Raw genomic sequence first — 19,579 nt, 5'->3', positions numbered from 1 at the left:
CTTGCAAATGACATCGAAAGGCAAAGCCTTGAGATGACCGGTTGTCTACAATAAATTTGGGTGATAGGCAGTGTGTAGTTTTGAAAGTATCAAGGAAAGATATATCTAGCCCACAGATGAAATCTGTGGGCTTTATTTATTTGATAGGAAAGTTCCTCCTATCAAATAAATAAAAAACATTCCGCTGGGGATTGCACTGCGGCGACGTGGAAAATGTCGCTTTCGCGACTCGCTGCAGTAGGAAAAAGATGTAAATAATCAATTTTTTTTCGATTTCGGTTTGTATTTTCTGATTGAAGCAGAGCAATTTCCTAGCACTCTTAAGATTGACCGAAAATAAGGCAAATACTGGCTTTAGTGGATAAAGTATTTACAGTTGTCGTTTTGTATTAATGGTGTTAGTAGCGGTTAAAATGTATAATTACTTGCAGGTTACTTGCATACTACTTGCAGGTTACTTGCACGTTACTTGCACATTTTATTTGAGACCTACAGCTAACGGTGTGGTGACACACAGTAGACTGGAGGTGCTTAAAATGAAATTACCAAATGGTTATGGTAGTGTATACAAAATGAAGGGTAATCGACGAAAACCTTGGGTAGCTAGAGTTTCTGTAAAATTGGAATATGATACTTCAAAAGACAGATACATACGTAAATACAGAACCCTAGGGTATTTTAGTAAAAGAGCTGAAGCATTAGAAGCATTAGCCGAGTTCAATAAGAATCCTTGGGATACAATCCGCGATTTTACATTTAAGGATGTATTTGACAAATGGTGGGATGAACAGGAACTTAAACAGAATAATATAACTAGATTCAAGTATGCTTGGAATTTGCTTGCTCCTATACATTCTCGTAAATTAAGAGATGTAACACCTGCAGAGTTAAAGTCCGCAATTAATACAGCTGTTGTTGTAAAGTATGCTGAGGATGGTAGTAGGATTGAAACAGATGTCCCAGGTACAACAAAGGGAACTATGAAATCCTTACTTAACAAGTTGTTTGTATACGCAATAGAGTTAGGGTGTGTGGAAAGTAATTTGACTGAAATGTTTACTATCGATGCAAAACCATCTTCTCATAACCGAGACAGGGCAGTTGTAACAGATGAAGAAATCGTAGTTCTAATGCAACATACAGAAGAGCCTATTGCATGCGGTATGCTGATTATGATTTACTCGGGTCTTCGTATTGGGGAGTTAGTATCATTACGTGCTGACAGCGTGAACACTGAGGAATGGTTTATGGTAACAGGTAGTAAAACAAAAGCAGGTAAAAATCGTACTGTGCCAATTCATAGCAAGATACAACCATTGCTAAAACGTATGATAGAGACAACAGAAGATGGGTTTGTTTTACCTATGAATACTACTGATGTGGCAAAACGTAAGTCAAGAATAGATTATATGATTAAGTTGTTCATGGATAAAAAGTTAATTGAGATGCACAGTGCTCATGATTGTCGGCATACATTTATTACTAAGGCTAAATTAGCAGGAGTTGATGAGTGGGTGCTGAAGAGAGTAGTAGGGCATGCAATTTCAGATGTAACAGAAGGGGTTTACACACATAGACCACTAGAACAGTTACGGGAAGAAATAGAAAAGATTAAATGAGGACTCAGATAATGAGTCCTCTTTGTTTTAGGAGGGACAAATGTTCTTTGAATTCGATGAAGAGAAATCCAGATACTGGAAAATAGTTGATAACACTTCACAGGACGTAGCCATACTCAGTATGGTGTTGAATTCTGAGATGGTGGTAGCTAGTATTCGCTCCTCCATGTTTAGAGGTGGATATGAGGATGTAATCGATAAGTTGGAGAAAGCTTCAATTCGGGCTGGCGGGGATGGCACCTTTAGTACGGAAGTTAAAACTGTAAGTAATAGAGAGTGGACGATTTTAACCGTTACAGTTGGTAGTGCTTACGTGGTTTACTGCTTTAGTTTGTATGACCATAAACTAATAGAATTAGATTCTAAAGTCTACAGCAATAGCGAGTTAAATAAACTAAAATTTGCTTTAACTGATTTGTTGTGTAATTTAAAAGATAACGGCGAGATTAGAGGTGCTATTGAAATAAAATACAAAGGGGTTACCAGAAAAATTGGTATACCTGATGGTATAACTTTTCATGAAACTTACAGTCAAGCTCAGGCTGTATTTTTTGATTCAAATGTGTATCTTTCTATACGGCTTGAAGATAAGACAGAACCTTTGGTTGAGGAAATAACAAAACAGATAAAATCCGCTCAGTTATGTAATTCTGATACAGTGAGGTTTCTTACTGTACAAGATGATGTGGGTACCCATGATGAGTTTGTTCAGTATCGGATTATACGAAAGGGAAGAGAATATGGTTCTTGCTTGTTTGTGCGTAATAATGTTAGTGCAGATGTTGTATTAACAGTTTATGTTTACACTCAAGGAATGGACCCAGTTGAATTTCTAGATAGCATAAACTATAAGGAGTTGATTCAAGATGGCTAGACGGTACAGAGATTACGATGATTATGATGACTATGATGATTACGACGACTACAGAGGTTACGGTAGACGACGCTCAGAGAGAGTAGCTGACAGACGATATCGTGATAATCAGAGGCGATACAATGATAAAAGCTCCTATTACAGGGAGAATGAAAGTCAACAACGGTATCATAGTCGTAACGACTATGATTACGATGATGATTACGATGATGATTACGATGAAGGGCATTCTTCATTACTAAGCTCGTTGCTTGCTATAATCACGCTATATTCAACGGCAAGAAAAAAGAAAGCGAGTAAGCAGCCGCCAATTAGATGCTCTAAGATTGAGATGAGTTCTGTAGTTCGTTGTGGAAAGTATATTCCAATTTACAAAAAAGTAATCTAGCTAGGTTTACTGTCTTATTCAAACAGTAAACTGATTTCCCAGGAAGGAGGGAAAGCATGAGTTTAGATTTCAAGATTACAGAAAATGTAGAAGTTGTCAATACACTAATAAAAGAACTTGCAACTAAAGCACCTGAGGTTAATGAGCACTGTAAAGGGGTGTGCTTTCTATCAATAAGATTAGGTATTAAGCTTCAATTAAATGAGAAGGAGATTAGCAACCTGTTTATAGCAGCAAGACTCCACGATTATGGCAAGTTGTTTGTTGATAGAAATTTACTTTTAAAGAACTGTGTGTTGTCAAAAGAAGAGTTTACAGTAGTTAGAGAGCATAGTAGATTAGGATATGAAGCATTGAAAGATAGTGGGTTGTCAAAAGATGTGTTACAAGCAATACTGTATCATCATGAGAGGTTAGATGGTAGCGGATATCCTGAAGGTAGCAAAAAACTTTCTAGTATTACGAGGATTCTAGCTGTGTCTGATGTATTTAATGCACTGACGTCAAATCGTCCTTACAAGAATGCTTACGATAAAGAGTTTGCACAGAAAATAATGGAAGAGGAAAGAAAGAAGTTTGACTCTTCGGTGTTGGAGGCTTTGTATGCGGTATGCTAAATTCGTATTAGCTGCAGTACTATTGACTCTTTTGACAGGTACGATTAGTTATGCAAAGACTACAGATACAGAGAAGTATGCGTGTGTAACTAAGACCACACCAATTCTTAGTGAGGCTCGCAACAGTGCATCTGTTTATGGTTACTTACCACAAGGCACTGTAATTAAATATGGTAAAAACGGTATTAGATTCATAGAGATTAATTACAGAGGAAAATCAGGGTTTGTGAGTAAAAACGATGTTGTGACAGGAAATGCATTAGAGGTGTATGTAAAACAGCACCCAACATTGTTCAAGAAGAAAGCTATTACATTGGCTAAGTGCAAGATGTGGGATGGTGCAGAGCCTGGTGCAAAGGTGATAGCTACTGCTTCTAAAGGCACGGAGTTTATTGTAAATGGAATAAAGGGTAGTACTGTAAAAGTTGGGTACGACGGAAGAGATTTTTATATTAACAAGGGGTATGTAAAAATAGAGTATGTGCTTGATGTAAAGTCTTTTCCGGTCTTGAAGCGAAATGGTACTAAGAGAGACAAAATAGTTGATTATGCTTTGCAATTTGTTGGGAATCCGTATGTTTGGGGAGGAGAGAGTTTAACTTCCGGTGCTGATTGTTCTGGCTTTGTACGGTCAGTGCTTAAGGAGTTTAATATTAACTTACAACGGTGTTCATACCAACAGGCAGAGCAGGGTAAGAAGGTTGCGCTGAATAAGTTACAACCAGGAGATTTAGTGTTTTACATGCGTGGTAATAGAATTGGTCATGTCGCTATGTATATTGGAGATGGTAAGATTGTACAAGCCAGAGGTCAAAAGTATGGTATTGTGGTTACAGATATAGATTATAATAATAACACTCCGGCATGGGCAAGGAATGTAATCGATTAGGAGGAAAGTGATGAATAAGTTTAAACAAAAAGGTGCTGTTAAGCATATGACGGCAGAACAGCTAAAGATTGTAATTGCAGTTATGTCTGTATTACTTGTGATAGTGGTAGTTGGGTTTTTCTGGTATGTAAGGAAAGCTGCTAGTTCGGCGCAGGTTGATGTTGGTATTTTAAACAGTCAGATACGTGCAGCTACTCGACTAATTTACAAAACTAATATCGATGTGAAGCAAGGAGATTGCTTAACAAAGGAAATGGTAGAGGGAGTAAGTGATTTGGTTAATGTAGACCCTTCATTACTTCTTTCTGAAGCTGATTTTGGTAAAATTGCAGCTGTAGATATTCCAAAGGGGTCTATTGTGATGGCAAATATGGTTTCAATGGATATTGCAGCAAATTATAGAGAGCGTGAGTGCTCATTTATCTGGTTAAGTTCAAATTTGCTGAATAATGATTTTGTAGATATTAGAATACTTTTCCCAAATGGAGAAGACTTTGTTGTAATCCCTAAGAAGTCTATAAAATCACCTGATATTGCAAATAATAATGTATTTCTGTGGCTGACAGAAGATGAAATAGAGAGATTGGATTCAGCAGTAGTTGATGCTAATTTACATTCTGCAAAGCTGTACACTACGCGGTATGTGCGACCGGCTATTCAAAGTGCTTCTACAGTAACGTATCAGCCTAATAGTTCTGTTATGGCGCTTATGTCATCAAATCCTGATGTTGTGGATCAGGCAAAGCGTTCTTTGAGTGCAGAAGCAAGACGAGGCTTAGAGACAAGAATTGCACAATTCAAGCAAGCTAACCCAGACTTTGTATTAGAAGATACATTAGAAGTTTTGGAGCAGAGAAGATTGGAAGCAGGTGCTTACACTGATGATACTTCTGCTAATGCAGGTGCATCAGCTGATAATCCTAATATGGAGGCTAATCAGTTAGATACAGTAGGAGATGCTGATGCTACTGGAGAAGATACAGGAGAGGACGGTGTGGTTTATGTCGACTAAAGTAATAGGTTTTTTCGGTCAAGAAAGTTATGATATTATCCATTACACCGGCAAGGCTTTAGCACATGTAGGCTGTAAAGTACTCGCTGTGGATGCTAGCAAAGATTTGTCGTTAGCCTACACTTTCCCTAGCCATGTTATGCAAAATGGCAAAATTTTGGAATACAATAGTATTGATATTGCAAGGGCGTATGAGTTAGAGCCATCGGTTATTAAAAGTTACGATTATGTGCTGATGTACTTTGGTTGGGATTACACAAATCCTATGATTAAGCTGTGCGAGGAAGTGTTCTGCTTTACGGATTGTCAAATTCATAATGTACAAAGATTGAAGCGGCTAGACTTGGAATCAAGTCAATGCCGCTTTTTAGTTTTGCGTAATTTTGTAACCGGCAGATTCACTGAGCTGATTATGAATGAGTTAAAGAATCTTAATTTCAAAGATAGTAATGTGCTGACAATTGCGTGCAACGGCATAGATGAATTGTGTAAGTTACAAGTGCAGTATGACAGTAACTTTAAATTTCAGGGTATTAGTAATGATGTTGTAAAGCTTATTGGGTTTATGCTGGAAACTGAGATGGACCCAAAAGAGTTTAAGAAGATATTAAAGCAGATACAGAAGGGCAGGTAGGTAGTATGAGAATTTTATTTTGGGGACCGACAATTGGTCATTGTAATGTGACTAGTAGTATGTTAGCTGTAGGTGCTACTCTTGCACAAAAGCATATGCAGAGCACTGCTATGTTACAGGTCCAACTAAAGGATAAAGATTTGCAGGAAGTTATGCTTGGTAGAAATGCAGGCAATGTAGATGATGCAGTTAATGAGGCTGCAGGTATCGATGTACTAATCAGAAGATGCAGCAGCGGTAATGTTGGCATTGACAGCGTTCTTAGCTGCGCACTTCCATTTTTCCGGAAGAAATTAAATATAATTCCGTCTACAAAAAAGACAGATAAGAATGTTTATGAGCAGGAGCTGATTGACGCTTTGAATCCAACGTTAATTGCAATGGATAATGCTTTTAGTTACACATTGGTTGATGTTGGCTCGGGGCATAATAAAATCACAAGCGAATTACTGAAGGAAGCAGATTTAATTGTTGTGTGCATTGACCAGAATACTAAAACACTTAACCATTTGTTCACTAAGTACAAGCTTAACCCGGACCAGGTATTTTTCTTAATGACTAAGTATGATAAAGATCTCCAATTGAGTGTTCGGAATGTTATGGCAATGTACAAACAGGTTGTGCAGAAAGGGAAGATTGGAACAATTCCATACTCAGTAGGGTATGCTAATGCCTTAAATTCTAAGGATGTAGCTAAATTCTTTATGGCAAATATAAACACCGATAAAACAAGTTCCTGCAAAGATTTTATTACTGCTGTCGATAAAACTACTACCAGTATAATGCAGTGCTCAGAGGATGTAAAGAATAAATTTCATCTTCATGAAACTCAGTATAGAAGACAAGCATGGTTTGTGCTTGCAGCGTCTATATTGTACTTGCGTGTGGTTGGGTACAATCCTGTGCTGGAAGGTTTCTTTTACCGTAGTCAGATTCACAGACAAGTAGTACTCTTTCGGTCTTGGTTTACCGGAAGTGCGAATTCTAGCTAACAATCAACCTAGGTGACACTACTAATAGTTCAGTAGGTATAATGCATACTGTATTTATACCTACATCAAATGGTGTGAAGAATGAAAAGTAGTAGTGTCATCAGGTACAAAATGAAAGGAGATAATAATGAAAGACCGTTTAAGAGAAATTGTAAGTTTCGCTAGTGCGAATACAAAAAAGCCAAGTATAAGTATCTCTGGACCAGAGATTATGAGTATGGATACTTTAGTAGAACAAATTACAAAGGAGTATCCAACTATTGAGGATGCTATGCATGCTGGTGTTCCGTTATCATTTTCTGATACGCATACAAAAGATAAGGAATTTTGGAATCCTATGGTGTACAGAAGATGGCTTCCTTCTAAGTTTATGTATTTGTTTGTTACTGTTAGTGGTGCCGACAGTTCCGTTACAACTAAGGATTACAGACTGGCAGCAAGTGATATGATACAGTGTATTGGACAATTACTGCCGAAATCACGAATAAAGATACGAGATTTAAATTACAAGGAAGTTGAACCTGTAACACCACTACACGCAGCTCTAAATGATTTTGTTAGAGCTAGTGAAGAGCGATGGGGTGGTTATGCTGTAGATGAATTTTTACTGCGAGGTGTAGTGTTTACTACCATCAATGTCTTGCTTTCTGCAAAGTCTACGAAATTGCAACAGCATTTTGACGAGTACAGTAATGAGATTATTCAATTACTTAATAATACGAGTAGTACACGGATTTATACAACTGAAGATTACAGTAAAGTGATACAAGTTTGGATGCTTCAATTACAAAGATTACTTGTCTTAGAGCCACTGCTTGTGCTGGAGTGTACAAAACGAGCGTTGAATACCGCTATGAGGTTTTGTGATGATTTTCACTGGGATATACTCCGTCACAAGAGAAAGGCTACTCAGGTCGCAGATTATAGAGATTTCATTAAAACTTCTAAAGGATGGCCAAAGAGTGATTGGGGCAATCGACTTAAGTGGAAATTTAATATTGCCTCGGTTAAAAACCCAGGTATAACAGAAGAAGAGTTTTTAGAAGAGCAAGTACAACTATGCAATTCCGAGATTAAGGAAAGAATGGAAGCTTTAGAAAATGCTTCTAAAGCGTTAGAGATGTGGAAGGGAATTCTGGAAGCTGTCGAAAAATGGGATAAGAAACTGGCTTACCTGCGCACAGATAAAGTTAAACCCCTTAATATATTTTAGAAGTAAAAGTGTGCTACAATTTTTAAATAGTGTACTATGTATATGATTCAGTTTATGCTGCCCCATGGGGCAGCATAAACATCGTTTAAACACGAGGTACATAGTATGTTGACAAATGGTAGTGCTTCAGAAATTCAATATCTCCTCCGATGGAGGCGAAATAGCTGTTGTACTATTTATACTTAGGGAAGGAGGACTTGGATGTCAGGTGATACTCATGCGGCTGTAGCATTAGCCGTGACAACATCACTCTTACCAACAATGTCAGTAGAAGAGCAGACTTTTGCCCTTGCATTAGTAGCATTCGGAGCGATACTTCCAGATGTTGACCAGACAAATAAAAGGACAAAGAAAATGGTAATGACCGCTTTAGTGGTATTAGGGTTACTAGTCACAGGAACATCTGGTGTAATAAAGACATTAAATCCAACAGCGATGCTTGGTTTAGCATTACTAGCAGTTTGGATAGTAATTGGATACACGCGACCTCACAGGGAGTTTACACATAGTTTTGTGGCTGCCAGTATTGCAACTGTTGCAGTAGCAATGATTACATTCTCTACAAGAGTAAGTGATGTTGCTGCATTGTACACGTTGAATTTCGGATTAGCCATGCTAAGCCATGATTTAATTGATACTTTGAATGGAAAGAGAGTGCATTTACTGTGGCCGTCACCGGGCGGTGTTTGTTTCAATTTGGTAGCAGCTTCGGGCACTGGAAATAATTTGGTAAAGTATATGTCTCTGCTAATAGTTGCAATTAACTTTGTAGTATAAGTTAGGTAGTAGTGCCTGAAAGGGTACTGCTATTTTTTACAAGTATTTGATACTTGAGATTAATAGGATAGTATGATAAAATAGGTGTAGTCTTGAGTGAAAAACACCACTTTGTCCCACTCAAGCATTGCTGTGTAATAACATATCTCTAATCTGCACGGCAAACACCTCTTAGCACCCGGCCTACCACCGGGTGTTTTTAGGAGGAAAATAAGATGACAGAAAATAGAGTACAGATTAAGACAGTAAAGTTTGTGCTGTCAATACCCGTAGATTTAAGCATAAAGGATAAGAAGGAGTTTAATAAAGCTATTGCCGATGCACACTCAGATGAATTTTTCGAGGATGTACTTGGCCCAAATGTAGATGCAGAATTACTTGCAGAAGCAAGAGAAAAGGTATATGAGTTGTGGTGTGGCAAGTACAAGGATACAGATGTCTCTGTAGGCCGCGGTGACGATTTACTTTTCAAGCCAAGCTATGCAGACCCAGATAAGTTGGTTGAGAAGATATTACTTGATGAGTGTGAATTGTTATGGTCATTGGTACCAGAACACAGAAGGTGCTAGACAACTAGACACATTACCAATTTAAATGGAGGAGTTAAAAATGCCAAGATTTTTTGAGTTTGCTTACAATACACCACAAGACGGTGCTGATGATATTGTAGATACAGCATAGACTGAGAGCGATGAAAGAATAAAAGCTATGATAGCAGTGAACTTAGGCAGAGAGCATTACCAGGTCTGGGGTAATGTAACGTGCTCAGTGATATCACGAAAATAATCAATCGAATAATACATTAAACTTACAAAGGTTGAGTGTCCAATAACGTAGAGAAAGGATAGTTAGTAACTTCCTTTCTCTTTTAATTTGAAAGAAGGGGAACCTAGATGGTTAAACGAAGTGCCTTTGGTATTGAGGGTAACAATACTATAGTACAGCTAGTCACAGAAATAGAGTGGAATTTAGGATTTTCAAGAGAGGCTAAAGCTGTGTACGCACAGAGAATACAGGAAGCATTACATGAGAGGGTGCTTGATGTGACAACAGCTTCTCCGGAGCCTAGGGGATTTGCATTAAGTCCTCATGTGCTTGAAGCATACGATAGTAAAGGTCAGACTGTGATGGAGTTTGTTCAGGAGATGGAAGATTTGTGTGGTCCAAGTTCATTACAGAACGGATTAGTGTTCTGCTACGTTTATTGCAGAAGTATTAGAGATACCTCTGCAATAGATGAATACAAATGGTTCTCTGATGTATTTCACAATCCGGATAAAGGGTATACAAATACTCAGGCATTTAGTGCTGCTGTGCTTAAGCTTATGAAGGAGCATGGTGAGCTTAAAAGACTTGATAGTTTCCAAGATTTCAAACAATGGTGGCAGTCTTTACAGGTAGTGACCAAAGAAAGGGGTATTGCAAATGAATAGCAAGAAAACAGATATAGAACATGTTTTAGGTGTTAAATTGACTGATAATCAGTTAGCTGCTATTAAAAAAGATTGGAATGCTTTTTACAATAATCCATACGCATACAGAGGAGGTATTGTTGTAGCAATGGTAACACATTACCTTAAGTGTTCTTAGAAAGTGTAGGTATGATAAAGTGAGAGCTTGTCGTATCTTTCTGTACGTACTCCGTGCAGGCGTGTTGACTGGAGAGGATAAACCCTCTAGTTTAACATGGAAGGAGAAGTACAATGATAGTATTTGATTTAATTCGTAGTGAGGAGGGTATACCCGGTATTCAGGTAGTTGACAGAGTTGAGTACAGTAATTCAGTTCGCAACAGCAGCCTAACAGTTGATATGCTAAATGAGGTATTTGGTATGAACAAACGAGTAGAAGAATGGTTGGTGCTTGTTGTTGTGCATGCTGACCTCAGTGTTGCTGGAGTATCGATAGTAGCCCGTGGGTGTGTAGACGCTGCTATGTTTGAACCGGGATTGTTACTACTTAGAGTTATTGCCATAGGGTGTAATTCATTTATTGTTGCTCATAATCATCCGTCAGGTAACCCCACACCGAGCGATACAGATAAGAGTACAACAAAACAGCTACGAGAGGCAGCGAAATTACTTGGGTGTAATTTGCTAGACCATGTGATAATTGGATACGATTCATTTGTATCTGTGACAGATTAAGGTATGATAAGGAGATTGTGAAGATGCGAGAAACAGATAAGAACAATGCAACATTGGTTGGTATTCTCGAAAAAGAGTTTGAAGCTAGCGTTGAAATCAGAGACGATGGTAGCTGTGTTGATTGTTGGGATACTACTTTGGCAGTTGCAAGAGATGGAAAGATTCGAGATTGGTTAAATGTCAGAGTTTACGAACATGATGAAAAATTGCCTGGTAAAGACGAGGCTGTGTGCGTTAGCGGCGGTATTCGAGCGTATGCTTGCAGAAAGGGCAGAAAGAGTTTTATTGGAGTTACAGCAGAAGATATTCATACTGTTAGTGCAACTGCTGATGATGCTGATGTTGTAGAATTAACTGGTACTGTGTGCAGGGAGGTTATTACCAGGGATACAAAAAATTCTGGTAGTATTACCGAGGTTCTTTTAGCAGTACGTAGTGACAATCGTACGGATTATGTTCCGTGTGTTGTGTGGGGCAGTGTTGTTAAAATTGCTAGCACTCTATCAGTAGGTGATAGAGTTAGTGCCAAAGGACGATTACAGAGTAGGTCGTATGTGAAGCATTCAGAAGATGGCAAGAAGACACGAAAAACTGCATACGAGGTTCGTGCATACAGGCTGATAAAATTAGAGAATGAGGAAGGTAGCTAGTTGCTGCCTTCCTTTCAAGGATTAGAGTTGAAGTAGAAGTGGAAAAGTGATATAATACTATTTACAAAAGTTGCACTATTACTGTATTGGATTGAGGTGATACAATGAGAGAGGTAGAAGTTCATAAGTATGAGAGGGTTGCATTAGGAACCTCTTCAAAAGGATCACAAATTAGATGGCAAACCAAGAATGAGTTTATAAAACTAAATTTACTTGGAAATGAGGGCCCTGCAGAGAGTCTTGTTTCTGCGTTATTGGATTGTACGGTAATAGATCATGTACAGTATGAGACTGTAAGTGTTGTTGAGGATGGAGAAACCGTTGGAATTGGTTGTGCTTCCTCTAATTTCCTAAAAGATGGAGAGGTGTTAATTACCTTTGACAGGTTACTCCGAAAAGTCAGCAAAGACTTTTTGAAGTTTGGGTATGATGATGTTAGAGATGCGATATTTCAGTTATGTGGGATTGATGTAAAGCCGTATCTTGACCAGTGTATTTGTATAGACGCAATAATCAGAAATGAGGATAGACATTTTAATAATCTTGCAGTAATACAGAGTAACGGTAAATTTAGAACAGCCCCATTGTTTGACCACGGGTTGTCTTGTTTGTCAGACTTACTAACATACCCTCTCATTGAACTAAACGAAAGGGTGTATTCAAGAGTGTATGCAAAACCATGGTTTGCAAACTTTAATAAACAACTAGAATTGGTGGATAAACCTATTGTGCTAGACAGAGAGCAATTTAATTTAAAGCTCAAAGGATTTACTAGTAAAAGTGAAGCTACATACAGAGCAATTTGGTGTATAAATAAAGGGCTAGATGAATTGGAGGGCAAGGCATGGGTACAACACTCAGGACTTACAAGTTTGAGTATCTTTCATTAGATAAAGTGAATACTGTAGTCACTGTTGATTACAATACAAATAAAGTTACTGTGAAAAATTTTACAGATGATATTGTTGATACCGCGTTTGGATTAGTAGAACCGACTATAGATGACCTTGACGATTTCTTTGAGACACGGTGTTTTGATAGGAATAGACCAGATAGCAAGGAAATTCTTGAAGCACTTGGATTACCTTATTATGACCCAGAGCAGATTGTTAGAAGAACTTATGGAAGATTTACAGATGATTACTACTGGCTACGATTTGATGATGAACAGGTAGTATGGGAAGATGTGAAGGATATTGTATGTAATTTTAAGAGGTACCAAAGTTAAGAGTACGCACAATAGAGTAGAGACGAAACAAGGCAGAATAACTGCCTTGTTTCTTTTTATGAGAAAATTCAATAATCTAAGAAATGGTGTTAAAATGAAAAGATTTATCACATTAGTGCTGGCAGAATCCTTATGCTCCCAGTTAGTCATTCCTGTATCTTATGCTGCAGAAGTAGTAACAGCTAGCGAGTTAGCAACAGGAGGTTCTTCTGTGGAAGTACCTGTAAGTGCAACAGTTGATGCAGATTTTACAGTAAGCTTGCCAACTAATATTGTACTTACAGGAAACAATGAAACAAAAGGACCATATGTATACAGAACTAAAGTGGGTGTGAAAGGAGATATTGCATCGGATAGTTGTGTGAGAGTATCGCCGTCACCTTCAGTGACTTTGGTGGATATTACTAATAGGTTTGATGGTGCAGGATACAATAAAAAGGACGATGTTGTTGCTAATGTAAGCCAAGCAGTAACTGAATGGCCACAGGCAGAACTTGAGAAAACAGTACATGCAGTAGATTCCTGATTTAGTTACAATTCTGAAACAGGGTACCATGAAGTTGATTTGGGTGTAACTACTAGTAGTCTTTCTGCAGGTAAGTGGGAAGGTAATTTGGTGATTGATATTGAGTATGTAGAAAAGGTTGGGGCGGTGGAGCTTCTACTAGTGAGGAGGTAACCAAGGAGCCAGAACAGATAAATCAGGTGCTGAGAGAATATTGTAATGCTACCATTAGTAACGCTGACAATATTGATATTCAAGACAGTGGTGAGGTTTACATTAGCTCTGATACCATTGAAAGTAATAAGGGATACTTACTTGGTAATGATATGCTTACTTTTAAGACTAGTATTGGAACTGGACCTGTTGGTGTGTATGACCAGTATGGCTGGTACGTTAAGGATTTAAGTGCCAGAACTATCAGTAAGGTATCTCTGATTAATGTTTGCGTGGATTACGTGAAGCCAACCGTTACCCTTGCTAGCTCTAATACATCAATAAAGATTAACAAACAGGCAAAGAATGTGTACACAGTAAATACAAACAAGATTGCTACCTTCAATCTTAAAACTGAGTTTGGTGTCAGTGGTAAACAGAATATTAGGTACAAGGTTGTAAAGAAGGGTGTAAAGAATACTGATGTAAAGTGGAAGACTTTACTAAGTGGAAGTACAATTAAGGTAAAGCCTGGTTCTTGGGCTAGGTTGTACGTACAGTGTACAGATAGTGCAGGTAATGTAACTACAGTAAAAACAGTTGGCTTTAGAGGTGATTACAGTAAGCCGAAGATAACGGCTACGGATAAAGCAGGTAACAAGATTACAAAAACTATCAAGGTAAGGTAGTGGTAATCCAATACCTTATTATTTAAAAAACGAGAAAGGAAGGCACAATATGAGTATTAAAGATTACGAGGGGCAAGGATTTAATGAAGATCAGATGTACGTAATCAGAATAGGATTAGAGAAAGGCTTAGATGTCTCTATTTATGCTAAACCAGAATTTGGTGTTGAGCAAATGTATATAATCAGAATAGGATTAGAGAAAGGCTTAGATGCCTCTATTTACGCTAAACCAGAATTTGATTCTGGGCAAATGAACGTAATCAGAATAGGATTAGAGAAAGGTTTAGATGTATCTATTTACGCTAAACCGGAATTTGATGAAGATCAGATGTATCAAATAATATTCGGTTTAGAGAAAGGCTTAGATGTATCTATTTACGCTAAACCGGAATTTAATGATCGACAAATGTACGCAATCAGAATAGGATTAAATAAAGGCTTAGATGTCTCTATTTACGCTAAACCAGAATTTGGTGTTGAGCAAATGTATCAAATAATATCAGGATTAGAGAAAGGCTTAGATGTCTCTATTTACGCTAAACCGGAATTTGATGCTGGGCAAATGTGGGAAGCGAAAGCGAGATTAAGAACAGAAAATATGCATGTATTTTAGGAGGTTAGTTATGTGTAATAATTTCGAGTGTATTCATTTATGTTACAATATGCTATACTGTACCAACTAGATAAGAAGAAGGTACAAACCTGAAATCCACTAATTCGTTTGTATAAACAAATACTACGGATAAAGGAGGAATGGTTGTGACAGCTAATTGTGTTAAGGACCATACAGGAAAAGAGTACCCATCAGAGAGTGCTATGTGCAAAGCTTGGGGTGTAATTTATACTACATATTACAGTAGAAAGAAAAGAGGTTTGTCACTCAAGGAGTGTTTAACTAAACGTGAACCTAATTGGGTTACAGATTTTAGAGGTCAGCGATTCCCGGATAATCGGGCTATGTGTGATACCTATGGTATTCCACAAAATGTGTATTGGCAGAGGATGTATCGTAATTGGGATCAAGAAAGAGCATTGACAACTCCACTTAAAGAACGTTGTGATTCCCACAGTATAAAATTGGTGAGTAATGTAGGCTTTACTGAGTGCCATGCCGAGCAGTTAACACCTGGAGATGTAGAGCTGCCCATAGAGTTTATTGATTCTCAGAGTCAGGTAGATAAAAGACGTATTCAATTTAGAGAGATGTGTAAAAGTATAGGCGTTAATCTAACGGCTGGTTTAGCCGCACTTCAATATGGTTGGGGTGTTGAGGATGCTATTAACGGTGTACCAGAAGGTGTAAAAGATTACAGGGGTAGAGTGTATGCCAGTGTTGCTGAAATGTGTGCTTCTTACGGTATTGATAAAGAAGAGTACTGTAACCGTATTAAACGGATGTGGCCACAGAAGGAAGCGTTGCTTACATCTATGTCGAAAAAGGCTGGTTACTTAGTTAGCAGTGAACAAAAGACAGTAGCCGACCATAAAGGTAATAAATACAACTCTAAGGATGAGATGTGTGAGTTTTACAGAGTGCCAAAAGAGGTAGTAGAAAAGCGTATTAGCAACAATTGGACTTTAGAGGAGGCTCTTGAAACACCAGTACTTTACAAAAAGAATACACAGTGTAAAGGTACTGATGGGTTGATGGAGAGTATTCAGAGAGAAAAAGAAAAACTTCAGCATGAAGCAGCAAAAGAGGAAGCCGAGAGAAACTCTTTAGGAACAGAAGAGGTTGTTGCTGAGGTAGAAGAACCAGTACAGGTAGTAGAGCCTGAAGTGCAAGATTTTAAAGATGAGGTACTGGTAACTGACACTGTCAAGCAGAGTGGTAATTGCAACACATTCTTTGCAAAGGTGTTCCGAATGAAGTATATTGACCGTTGGGCATTAATGAGGAATGTCGAGAAGGAGTCAGTTAGTCAACATACAACAGAGGTGGCAATACTAGCCCATGCATTAGCAACTATTGGAAATGTTTACTTCAACAAGGGATACGATTGCAATAGTATTGCAGTTAAGGCATTGTTCCACGATGTTACAGAGGTGGTTACAGGTGATATGCCTACTCCAATTAAGTATGCTAACGACGCAATACTAAAATGCTACAAGGAGATTGAGACAGAAGCAGCTGATAGCTTAATTAACAACTTACCAGAGGGTATGCGGTGGACTTACGAAAAGTTACTGAAAGAGCAAGATACCACAAAGTTAGTTAAAGCAGCTGACACGTTAGCAGCATACTTAAAGAGTTGCAGTGAAGTACAAGCAGGTAATCAAGAATTTACTGAAGCAAAAGAGTCTCTTTACTCTAAGCTAATGACAATGCGTAGTCACGAGGTTGTAAAGTTTATGGAGTTGTTTGAACAGACTTTTAGCAGCAGCTTGGACGAACTTCATTCTTAAAGGGGGTAACTGCAGTATGAGAGGTTTTGCTTACGAAGTTGATAGAGTTCCCGAAAGGTTAGGTACAAATCTACTACAGTACCTTGATGATGAGTTTGAGTGCTATATGGCACGAAACGAAGAACAAAAGAGCTATACTATTCAACAGTTTACGAATGCCCTACAGGAATACGGTGCTGAAGTTAAAGCAGATGCCGATGGAAGTCTAGCTATACTACTTACGGATGAGTGCAAGGAACGGTACTTTGACAGCAGATTTAACCGTTTAAAAAAGAAAGTTAGTACTCTAACTTTAACTGCATTTTCAACACAGTGTATGGATGATATGGCTTCATTGTTTAATGAGAGATACGGTGACGTTGTGGTTGATGCTGGAGAGATACTGACACTTGATAACTGGATTAGATACGCTGAGCCTGATAGGTGGTACTACCTAGGCTCAGTTGCTTGTTTGAAGTAGCCGAAAGGCTACTTCTTCTTTTTGGGCTATCGCCAAGTGGTAGGGCACAGGACTTTGATTCCTGCATCATCAGTTCAAATCTGATTAGCCCAGTTAAGGAGTAACACACACCTAAGATTCCTTGTGTGGAGAAAGCACAACAGACTTAATGCTCTGAGCAATCTTAGGCACATGTGTACTCCAATAAAAATAAAGGAGGAAGCAGTGTGAGTATTAGGTTGAGTAAAGAGCATGGAGTTAACCCGACAATTCCAGTATGCTTCTGGTGCGGTGAGGGTAAGAATGAAATCGCCCTTCTTGGTAAATTAAAAGATGATAAGAAAGCACCAATGTATACGGTATTGGATTATGAGCCATGTGATAAATGCAAAGAAATGTTTAAAAAGGGTGTTTTGCTGGTTGGGGTTCAGTATACTTCAAATGGATTACCGGCTATAGGTAAAGGAGACAACAATAAGCCTGTGTACCCAACTGGTACTCATGCAGTTGTAACAAAAGAGTGGGCAGCTAAAGCCTTCAGTGGTACAGGTGCTGAGGTGTGCGGTGTTAACTTGTTAGATGATGATGTACTGCAGCGTATGATGAGTGGTAAAGAGGAGAACGTAGTATGAGTGAAGTATTGAGAACTGTAGTAACATTTGGGTACGTTGTAAATGCACCAGACCCTGTGCTTATGTGGTGCCCGCTGAGGCCTTTTAATGCTGATGTAATAAAGTTATGTACTCACTCTAACCTTAAATTTCTCAGTACAGATCTGTATCTTACGCGTAAACTTGTGTGCTGTGAGCTAAAAGTAAATGAAGATAATGTGCTTGTTGATAGCAATTTCACTGAGCCAGATAAAATACTAGAAAGCAAGCAACTTGTTGCCATTCTTGCCGGTGGAAAAGCATTGTGTGATGATGGTAAGGTGTACAAGATATGGTATGATCAGCTATACGGAGTAGAACCACCTTCAGATGAAATTGGTAGGCTGCTTGCTGCAGGTGTAACTGTACAAGTATGGGTATATGATGGTGTTGTTTACGGGGTTCATTTACAGATGTACGATGCAGTTGAAAATGATGAGTATTCCAGAGGTTGCCAAGAGGTATTAACAACTTACCTTACTAGGCAGCGTAACACACTGAAACTAAACGGAACAATTAAACAGTTTTAGATAAAAGTAAGTGCAGGTAATTACCTGCACTAAGGCTCCATAGTCAAGAGGTTTAAGACACTACCCTTTCACGGTAGTAGCACGGGTTCGAATCCCGTTGGAGTCATTTCACTTAGTAAGATACTATACAAATATGGTTTTCAGTTACGTTAAATAAGCACGGCTGTAGAAGAGGAGGATGTTACATGTCAGTATTTGAATTGATAAATGAAGATGGAACAGCTATGGATGATTTTCCGGAGAATCCATTAAAGGAAAAGCGGGGTAGGTTATACCCACCACTTCCTATGCCACAATACTCATTTGTATTAGTAGTTACTAACAAGGAAACTAAGTCAATGTCATTAGACCGTTGGGCAAAAGAACAAGCAAAATTGTTACTTGGTAATGACTTTGAAACAAAAACAGAATATTAAATGAAATCGGAATTTTAAGACTAAAAATGGAGGTTAATGATATGGATTTTGAAAAAATTGTTGCAGAATCATTAGAAGAAATGTCAGAAAGAAATGAAAGAGTTATGAAGAATTTCTTTTATAGAATAGGATATAAAGGTATTGTAGGCTATGAGAATGATTTAGGAAAGAAAGTATTTACTGTATGGACGGATAAACCTGGTATTCTTATTGGTAAAGGTGGTCAGAATGCATGTATTTTAAAAGACATTCTCAAAGAAGAATTTGGTTATGATTATGAAATCGAATTCAAAGAGATTAAATGCAAAATGTTAGTCATTGTGTAGATAAATCTCGTATTTCATAGAAGGAAAGGATGGTAGATGAAATGAAACAGCATATTATTTTTGAATGTGAAATATGTGGAAAACAATCAGAAAATAGAGAAGAGATTATGAAGTGCGAAGCTGCACATTTAGGAATGTTTTGTTTTGAAGGTATGTTTGAACCTCATATAAAAAAATTCAAATTTGAAAATGCCAGAAAATTTTGATGAATACAATCCAAAGGAATATCCTCACTTTCATGTGTTTATGTTAATGCAATTGGCAATACCGATTGATATTGCAGCGTTGGAAAGTAATGCAAATATTATAGCCGGTATATCTGAAGAAGATATTAAAACAGTTACACCAAAAGATTTGTTTGATATGGGTGTGGAATTAGGAGAGGGAAATTAATTTGGTCAGAACTGATTGGAAAGGAGGGTTGA

At 38.0% G+C, this 19,579-nt stretch carries 28 protein-coding genes and 2 tRNA genes; all 30 read left to right on the top strand.

Features of this window, described 5'->3' with window-relative positions; genetic code table 11:
- Nucleotides 1–536 precede the first annotated feature (536 nt).
- The 30 genes from ASU35_RS08700 to ASU35_RS08565 all read left to right on the top strand — a co-directional run bounded on the left by ASU35_RS08700 (nucleotide 537) and on the right by ASU35_RS08565 (nucleotide 19,547).
- Nucleotides 537–1,619, top strand: a complete 1,083-nt coding sequence (locus ASU35_RS08700) for a tyrosine-type recombinase/integrase (RefSeq protein WP_058352643.1) — start codon at nucleotides 537–539, stop codon at nucleotides 1,617–1,619.
- 40 nt (nucleotides 1,620–1,659) lie between these two features.
- On the top strand, nucleotides 1,660–2,493 hold the full coding sequence (locus ASU35_RS08695; RefSeq protein ID WP_058352642.1) for a hypothetical protein: 834 nt from the start codon (nucleotides 1,660–1,662) through the stop codon (nucleotides 2,491–2,493).
- A complete protein-coding gene (locus ASU35_RS08690) occupies nucleotides 2,486–2,881 on the top strand; it encodes a hypothetical protein (protein ID WP_058352641.1) in 396 nt (131 codons plus the stop codon). The genes ASU35_RS08695 and ASU35_RS08690 overlap by 8 nt, the downstream gene beginning before the upstream one ends.
- Nucleotides 2,882–2,937: 56 nt before the next feature.
- Nucleotides 2,938–3,498, top strand: a complete 561-nt coding sequence (locus tag ASU35_RS08685; protein WP_058352640.1) for an HD-GYP domain-containing protein — start codon at nucleotides 2,938–2,940, stop codon at nucleotides 3,496–3,498.
- Entirely contained in the window at nucleotides 3,485–4,387 is a 903-nt protein-coding gene (locus ASU35_RS08680) for a C40 family peptidase (protein ID WP_058352639.1), read from the top strand. The genes ASU35_RS08685 and ASU35_RS08680 overlap by 14 nt, the downstream gene beginning before the upstream one ends.
- Before the next feature lie 10 nt (nucleotides 4,388–4,397).
- On the top strand, nucleotides 4,398–5,399 hold the full coding sequence (locus ASU35_RS08675) for a hypothetical protein (protein ID WP_058352638.1): 1,002 nt from the start codon (nucleotides 4,398–4,400) through the stop codon (nucleotides 5,397–5,399).
- A complete protein-coding gene (locus ASU35_RS08670) occupies nucleotides 5,389–6,033 on the top strand; it encodes a hypothetical protein (RefSeq protein ID WP_058352637.1) in 645 nt (214 codons plus the stop codon). Before ASU35_RS08675 ends, ASU35_RS08670 begins: the two co-directional genes overlap by 11 nt.
- A 5-nt stretch (nucleotides 6,034–6,038) precedes the next feature.
- Nucleotides 6,039–7,025 carry a CpaE/TadZ family protein gene (locus ASU35_RS08665; protein ID WP_058352636.1) on the top strand — a complete coding sequence of 329 codons (987 nt, stop codon included), beginning with the start codon at nucleotides 6,039–6,041 and terminating at the stop codon, nucleotides 7,023–7,025.
- Between the two features lie 127 nt (nucleotides 7,026–7,152).
- Nucleotides 7,153–8,238: a hypothetical protein gene (locus ASU35_RS08660; RefSeq protein ID WP_058352635.1), complete on the top strand. Its 1,086-nt coding sequence runs from the start codon at nucleotides 7,153–7,155 to the stop codon at nucleotides 8,236–8,238.
- A gap of 201 nt (nucleotides 8,239–8,439) precedes the next feature.
- Nucleotides 8,440–9,015 (top strand): metal-dependent hydrolase, encoded by a 576-nt coding sequence (locus ASU35_RS08655; RefSeq protein ID WP_058352634.1) that lies wholly within the window; start codon nucleotides 8,440–8,442, stop codon nucleotides 9,013–9,015.
- Nucleotides 9,016–9,230: 215 nt separating this feature from the next.
- Entirely contained in the window at nucleotides 9,231–9,584 is a 354-nt protein-coding gene (locus tag ASU35_RS08650; protein WP_058352633.1) for a hypothetical protein, read from the top strand.
- Nucleotides 9,585–9,908: 324 nt separating this feature from the next.
- Nucleotides 9,909–10,448: a hypothetical protein gene (locus ASU35_RS08645; RefSeq protein WP_058352632.1), complete on the top strand. Its 540-nt coding sequence runs from the start codon at nucleotides 9,909–9,911 to the stop codon at nucleotides 10,446–10,448.
- On the top strand, nucleotides 10,441–10,605 hold the full coding sequence (locus ASU35_RS19230) for a hypothetical protein (RefSeq protein ID WP_156059390.1): 165 nt from the start codon (nucleotides 10,441–10,443) through the stop codon (nucleotides 10,603–10,605). The genes ASU35_RS08645 and ASU35_RS19230 overlap by 8 nt, the downstream gene beginning before the upstream one ends.
- A 113-nt stretch (nucleotides 10,606–10,718) precedes the next feature.
- Nucleotides 10,719–11,162 carry a JAB domain-containing protein gene (locus ASU35_RS08640; RefSeq protein WP_058352631.1) on the top strand — a complete coding sequence of 148 codons (444 nt, stop codon included), beginning with the start codon at nucleotides 10,719–10,721 and terminating at the stop codon, nucleotides 11,160–11,162.
- Between the two features lie 23 nt (nucleotides 11,163–11,185).
- Entirely contained in the window at nucleotides 11,186–11,812 is a 627-nt protein-coding gene (locus tag ASU35_RS08635; RefSeq protein ID WP_058352630.1) for a single-stranded DNA-binding protein, read from the top strand.
- 104 nt (nucleotides 11,813–11,916) lie between these two features.
- Complete coding sequence (locus ASU35_RS08630) at nucleotides 11,917–12,702, top strand: HipA domain-containing protein (protein ID WP_058352629.1); 786 nt, start codon at nucleotides 11,917–11,919, stop codon at nucleotides 12,700–12,702.
- Nucleotides 12,657–13,040: a hypothetical protein gene (locus ASU35_RS08625; RefSeq protein ID WP_058352628.1), complete on the top strand. Its 384-nt coding sequence runs from the start codon at nucleotides 12,657–12,659 to the stop codon at nucleotides 13,038–13,040. Before ASU35_RS08630 ends, ASU35_RS08625 begins: the two co-directional genes overlap by 46 nt.
- Nucleotides 13,041–13,251: 211 nt before the next feature.
- Nucleotides 13,252–13,566 (top strand): hypothetical protein, encoded by a 315-nt coding sequence (locus tag ASU35_RS19225; protein ID WP_147525410.1) that lies wholly within the window; start codon nucleotides 13,252–13,254, stop codon nucleotides 13,564–13,566.
- Nucleotides 13,567–13,745: 179 nt separating this feature from the next.
- A complete protein-coding gene (locus ASU35_RS08615) occupies nucleotides 13,746–14,387 on the top strand; it encodes a hypothetical protein (RefSeq protein WP_058352626.1) in 642 nt (213 codons plus the stop codon).
- Between the two features lie 49 nt (nucleotides 14,388–14,436).
- Entirely contained in the window at nucleotides 14,437–15,000 is a 564-nt protein-coding gene (locus ASU35_RS08610) for a hypothetical protein (RefSeq protein WP_058352625.1), read from the top strand.
- Nucleotides 15,001–15,146: 146 nt separating this feature from the next.
- Nucleotides 15,147–16,793 carry a 5'-deoxynucleotidase gene (gene yfbR / locus ASU35_RS08605; protein ID WP_058352624.1) on the top strand — a complete coding sequence of 549 codons (1,647 nt, stop codon included), beginning with the start codon at nucleotides 15,147–15,149 and terminating at the stop codon, nucleotides 16,791–16,793.
- A gap of 16 nt (nucleotides 16,794–16,809) precedes the next feature.
- The gene (locus tag ASU35_RS08600) at nucleotides 16,810–17,253 is read left to right on the top strand and encodes a hypothetical protein (RefSeq protein WP_058352623.1); all 444 of its coding nucleotides are present in this window, start codon (nucleotides 16,810–16,812) and stop codon (nucleotides 17,251–17,253) included.
- Nucleotides 17,254–17,275: 22 nt separating this feature from the next.
- Nucleotides 17,276–17,346, top strand: a tRNA-Gln gene (locus tag ASU35_RS08595).
- 113 nt (nucleotides 17,347–17,459) lie between these two features.
- A complete protein-coding gene (locus tag ASU35_RS08590) occupies nucleotides 17,460–17,864 on the top strand; it encodes a hypothetical protein (RefSeq protein ID WP_058352622.1) in 405 nt (134 codons plus the stop codon).
- Nucleotides 17,861–18,412 carry a hypothetical protein gene (locus ASU35_RS08585; RefSeq protein ID WP_058352621.1) on the top strand — a complete coding sequence of 184 codons (552 nt, stop codon included), beginning with the start codon at nucleotides 17,861–17,863 and terminating at the stop codon, nucleotides 18,410–18,412. Before ASU35_RS08590 ends, ASU35_RS08585 begins: the two co-directional genes overlap by 4 nt.
- 33 nt (nucleotides 18,413–18,445) lie before the next feature.
- Nucleotides 18,446–18,518: transfer RNA gene (locus ASU35_RS08580), tRNA-Glu, on the top strand.
- A gap of 79 nt (nucleotides 18,519–18,597) precedes the next feature.
- Complete coding sequence (locus tag ASU35_RS08575) at nucleotides 18,598–18,828, top strand: hypothetical protein (protein WP_058352620.1); 231 nt, start codon at nucleotides 18,598–18,600, stop codon at nucleotides 18,826–18,828.
- A 41-nt stretch (nucleotides 18,829–18,869) separates the two neighbouring features.
- Entirely contained in the window at nucleotides 18,870–19,154 is a 285-nt protein-coding gene (locus ASU35_RS08570) for a KH domain-containing protein (protein ID WP_058352619.1), read from the top strand.
- A gap of 29 nt (nucleotides 19,155–19,183) precedes the next feature.
- On the top strand, nucleotides 19,184–19,360 hold the full coding sequence (locus ASU35_RS20175) for a hypothetical protein (protein WP_242861240.1): 177 nt from the start codon (nucleotides 19,184–19,186) through the stop codon (nucleotides 19,358–19,360).
- Entirely contained in the window at nucleotides 19,338–19,547 is a 210-nt protein-coding gene (locus ASU35_RS08565) for a hypothetical protein (protein WP_242861239.1), read from the top strand. Before ASU35_RS20175 ends, ASU35_RS08565 begins: the two co-directional genes overlap by 23 nt.
- Nucleotides 19,548–19,579: the final 32 nt, after the last annotated feature.

Origin of the sequence: Acetivibrio ethanolgignens (assembly GCF_001461035.1) — a bacterium.
In the GTDB taxonomy this organism is placed as follows: Bacteria; Bacillota; Clostridia; order Lachnospirales; family Lachnospiraceae; genus Velocimicrobium; species Velocimicrobium ethanolgignens.
This window is presented reverse-complemented; position numbering and strand designations above follow the sequence as displayed.

What these genes read in the sequence shown, in the direction of transcription:
- ASU35_RS08700 (WP_058352643.1), top strand. Translation starts at nt 537, where the DNA reads ATGAAATTACCAAATGGTTATGGTAGTGTATACAAAATGAAGGGTAAT.
- ASU35_RS08695 (WP_058352642.1), top strand. Translation starts at nt 1,660, where the DNA reads ATGTTCTTTGAATTCGATGAAGAGAAATCCAGATACTGGAAAATAGTT.
- ASU35_RS08690 (WP_058352641.1), top strand. Translation starts at nt 2,486, where the DNA reads ATGGCTAGACGGTACAGAGATTACGATGATTATGATGACTATGATGAT.
- ASU35_RS08685 (WP_058352640.1), top strand. Translation starts at nt 2,938, where the DNA reads ATGAGTTTAGATTTCAAGATTACAGAAAATGTAGAAGTTGTCAATACA.
- ASU35_RS08680 (WP_058352639.1), top strand. Translation starts at nt 3,485, where the DNA reads ATGCGGTATGCTAAATTCGTATTAGCTGCAGTACTATTGACTCTTTTG.
- ASU35_RS08675 (WP_058352638.1), top strand. Translation starts at nt 4,398, where the DNA reads ATGAATAAGTTTAAACAAAAAGGTGCTGTTAAGCATATGACGGCAGAA.
- ASU35_RS08670 (WP_058352637.1), top strand. Translation starts at nt 5,389, where the DNA reads ATGTCGACTAAAGTAATAGGTTTTTTCGGTCAAGAAAGTTATGATATT.
- ASU35_RS08665 (WP_058352636.1), top strand. Translation starts at nt 6,039, where the DNA reads ATGAGAATTTTATTTTGGGGACCGACAATTGGTCATTGTAATGTGACT.
- ASU35_RS08660 (WP_058352635.1), top strand. Translation starts at nt 7,153, where the DNA reads ATGAAAGACCGTTTAAGAGAAATTGTAAGTTTCGCTAGTGCGAATACA.
- ASU35_RS08655 (WP_058352634.1), top strand. Translation starts at nt 8,440, where the DNA reads ATGTCAGGTGATACTCATGCGGCTGTAGCATTAGCCGTGACAACATCA.
- ASU35_RS08650 (WP_058352633.1), top strand. Translation starts at nt 9,231, where the DNA reads ATGACAGAAAATAGAGTACAGATTAAGACAGTAAAGTTTGTGCTGTCA.
- ASU35_RS08645 (WP_058352632.1), top strand. Translation starts at nt 9,909, where the DNA reads ATGGTTAAACGAAGTGCCTTTGGTATTGAGGGTAACAATACTATAGTA.
- ASU35_RS19230 (WP_156059390.1), top strand. Translation starts at nt 10,441, where the DNA reads ATGAATAGCAAGAAAACAGATATAGAACATGTTTTAGGTGTTAAATTG.
- ASU35_RS08640 (WP_058352631.1), top strand. Translation starts at nt 10,719, where the DNA reads ATGATAGTATTTGATTTAATTCGTAGTGAGGAGGGTATACCCGGTATT.
- ASU35_RS08635 (WP_058352630.1), top strand. Translation starts at nt 11,186, where the DNA reads ATGCGAGAAACAGATAAGAACAATGCAACATTGGTTGGTATTCTCGAA.
- ASU35_RS08630 (WP_058352629.1), top strand. Translation starts at nt 11,917, where the DNA reads ATGAGAGAGGTAGAAGTTCATAAGTATGAGAGGGTTGCATTAGGAACC.
- ASU35_RS08625 (WP_058352628.1), top strand. Translation starts at nt 12,657, where the DNA reads ATGGGTACAACACTCAGGACTTACAAGTTTGAGTATCTTTCATTAGAT.
- ASU35_RS08610 (WP_058352625.1), top strand. Translation starts at nt 14,437, where the DNA reads ATGAGTATTAAAGATTACGAGGGGCAAGGATTTAATGAAGATCAGATG.
- ASU35_RS08600 (WP_058352623.1), top strand. Translation starts at nt 16,810, where the DNA reads ATGAGAGGTTTTGCTTACGAAGTTGATAGAGTTCCCGAAAGGTTAGGT.
- ASU35_RS08585 (WP_058352621.1), top strand. Translation starts at nt 17,861, where the DNA reads ATGAGTGAAGTATTGAGAACTGTAGTAACATTTGGGTACGTTGTAAAT.
- ASU35_RS08575 (WP_058352620.1), top strand. Translation starts at nt 18,598, where the DNA reads ATGTCAGTATTTGAATTGATAAATGAAGATGGAACAGCTATGGATGAT.
- ASU35_RS08570 (WP_058352619.1), top strand. Translation starts at nt 18,870, where the DNA reads ATGGATTTTGAAAAAATTGTTGCAGAATCATTAGAAGAAATGTCAGAA.
- ASU35_RS20175 (WP_242861240.1), top strand. Translation starts at nt 19,184, where the DNA reads ATGGTAGATGAAATGAAACAGCATATTATTTTTGAATGTGAAATATGT.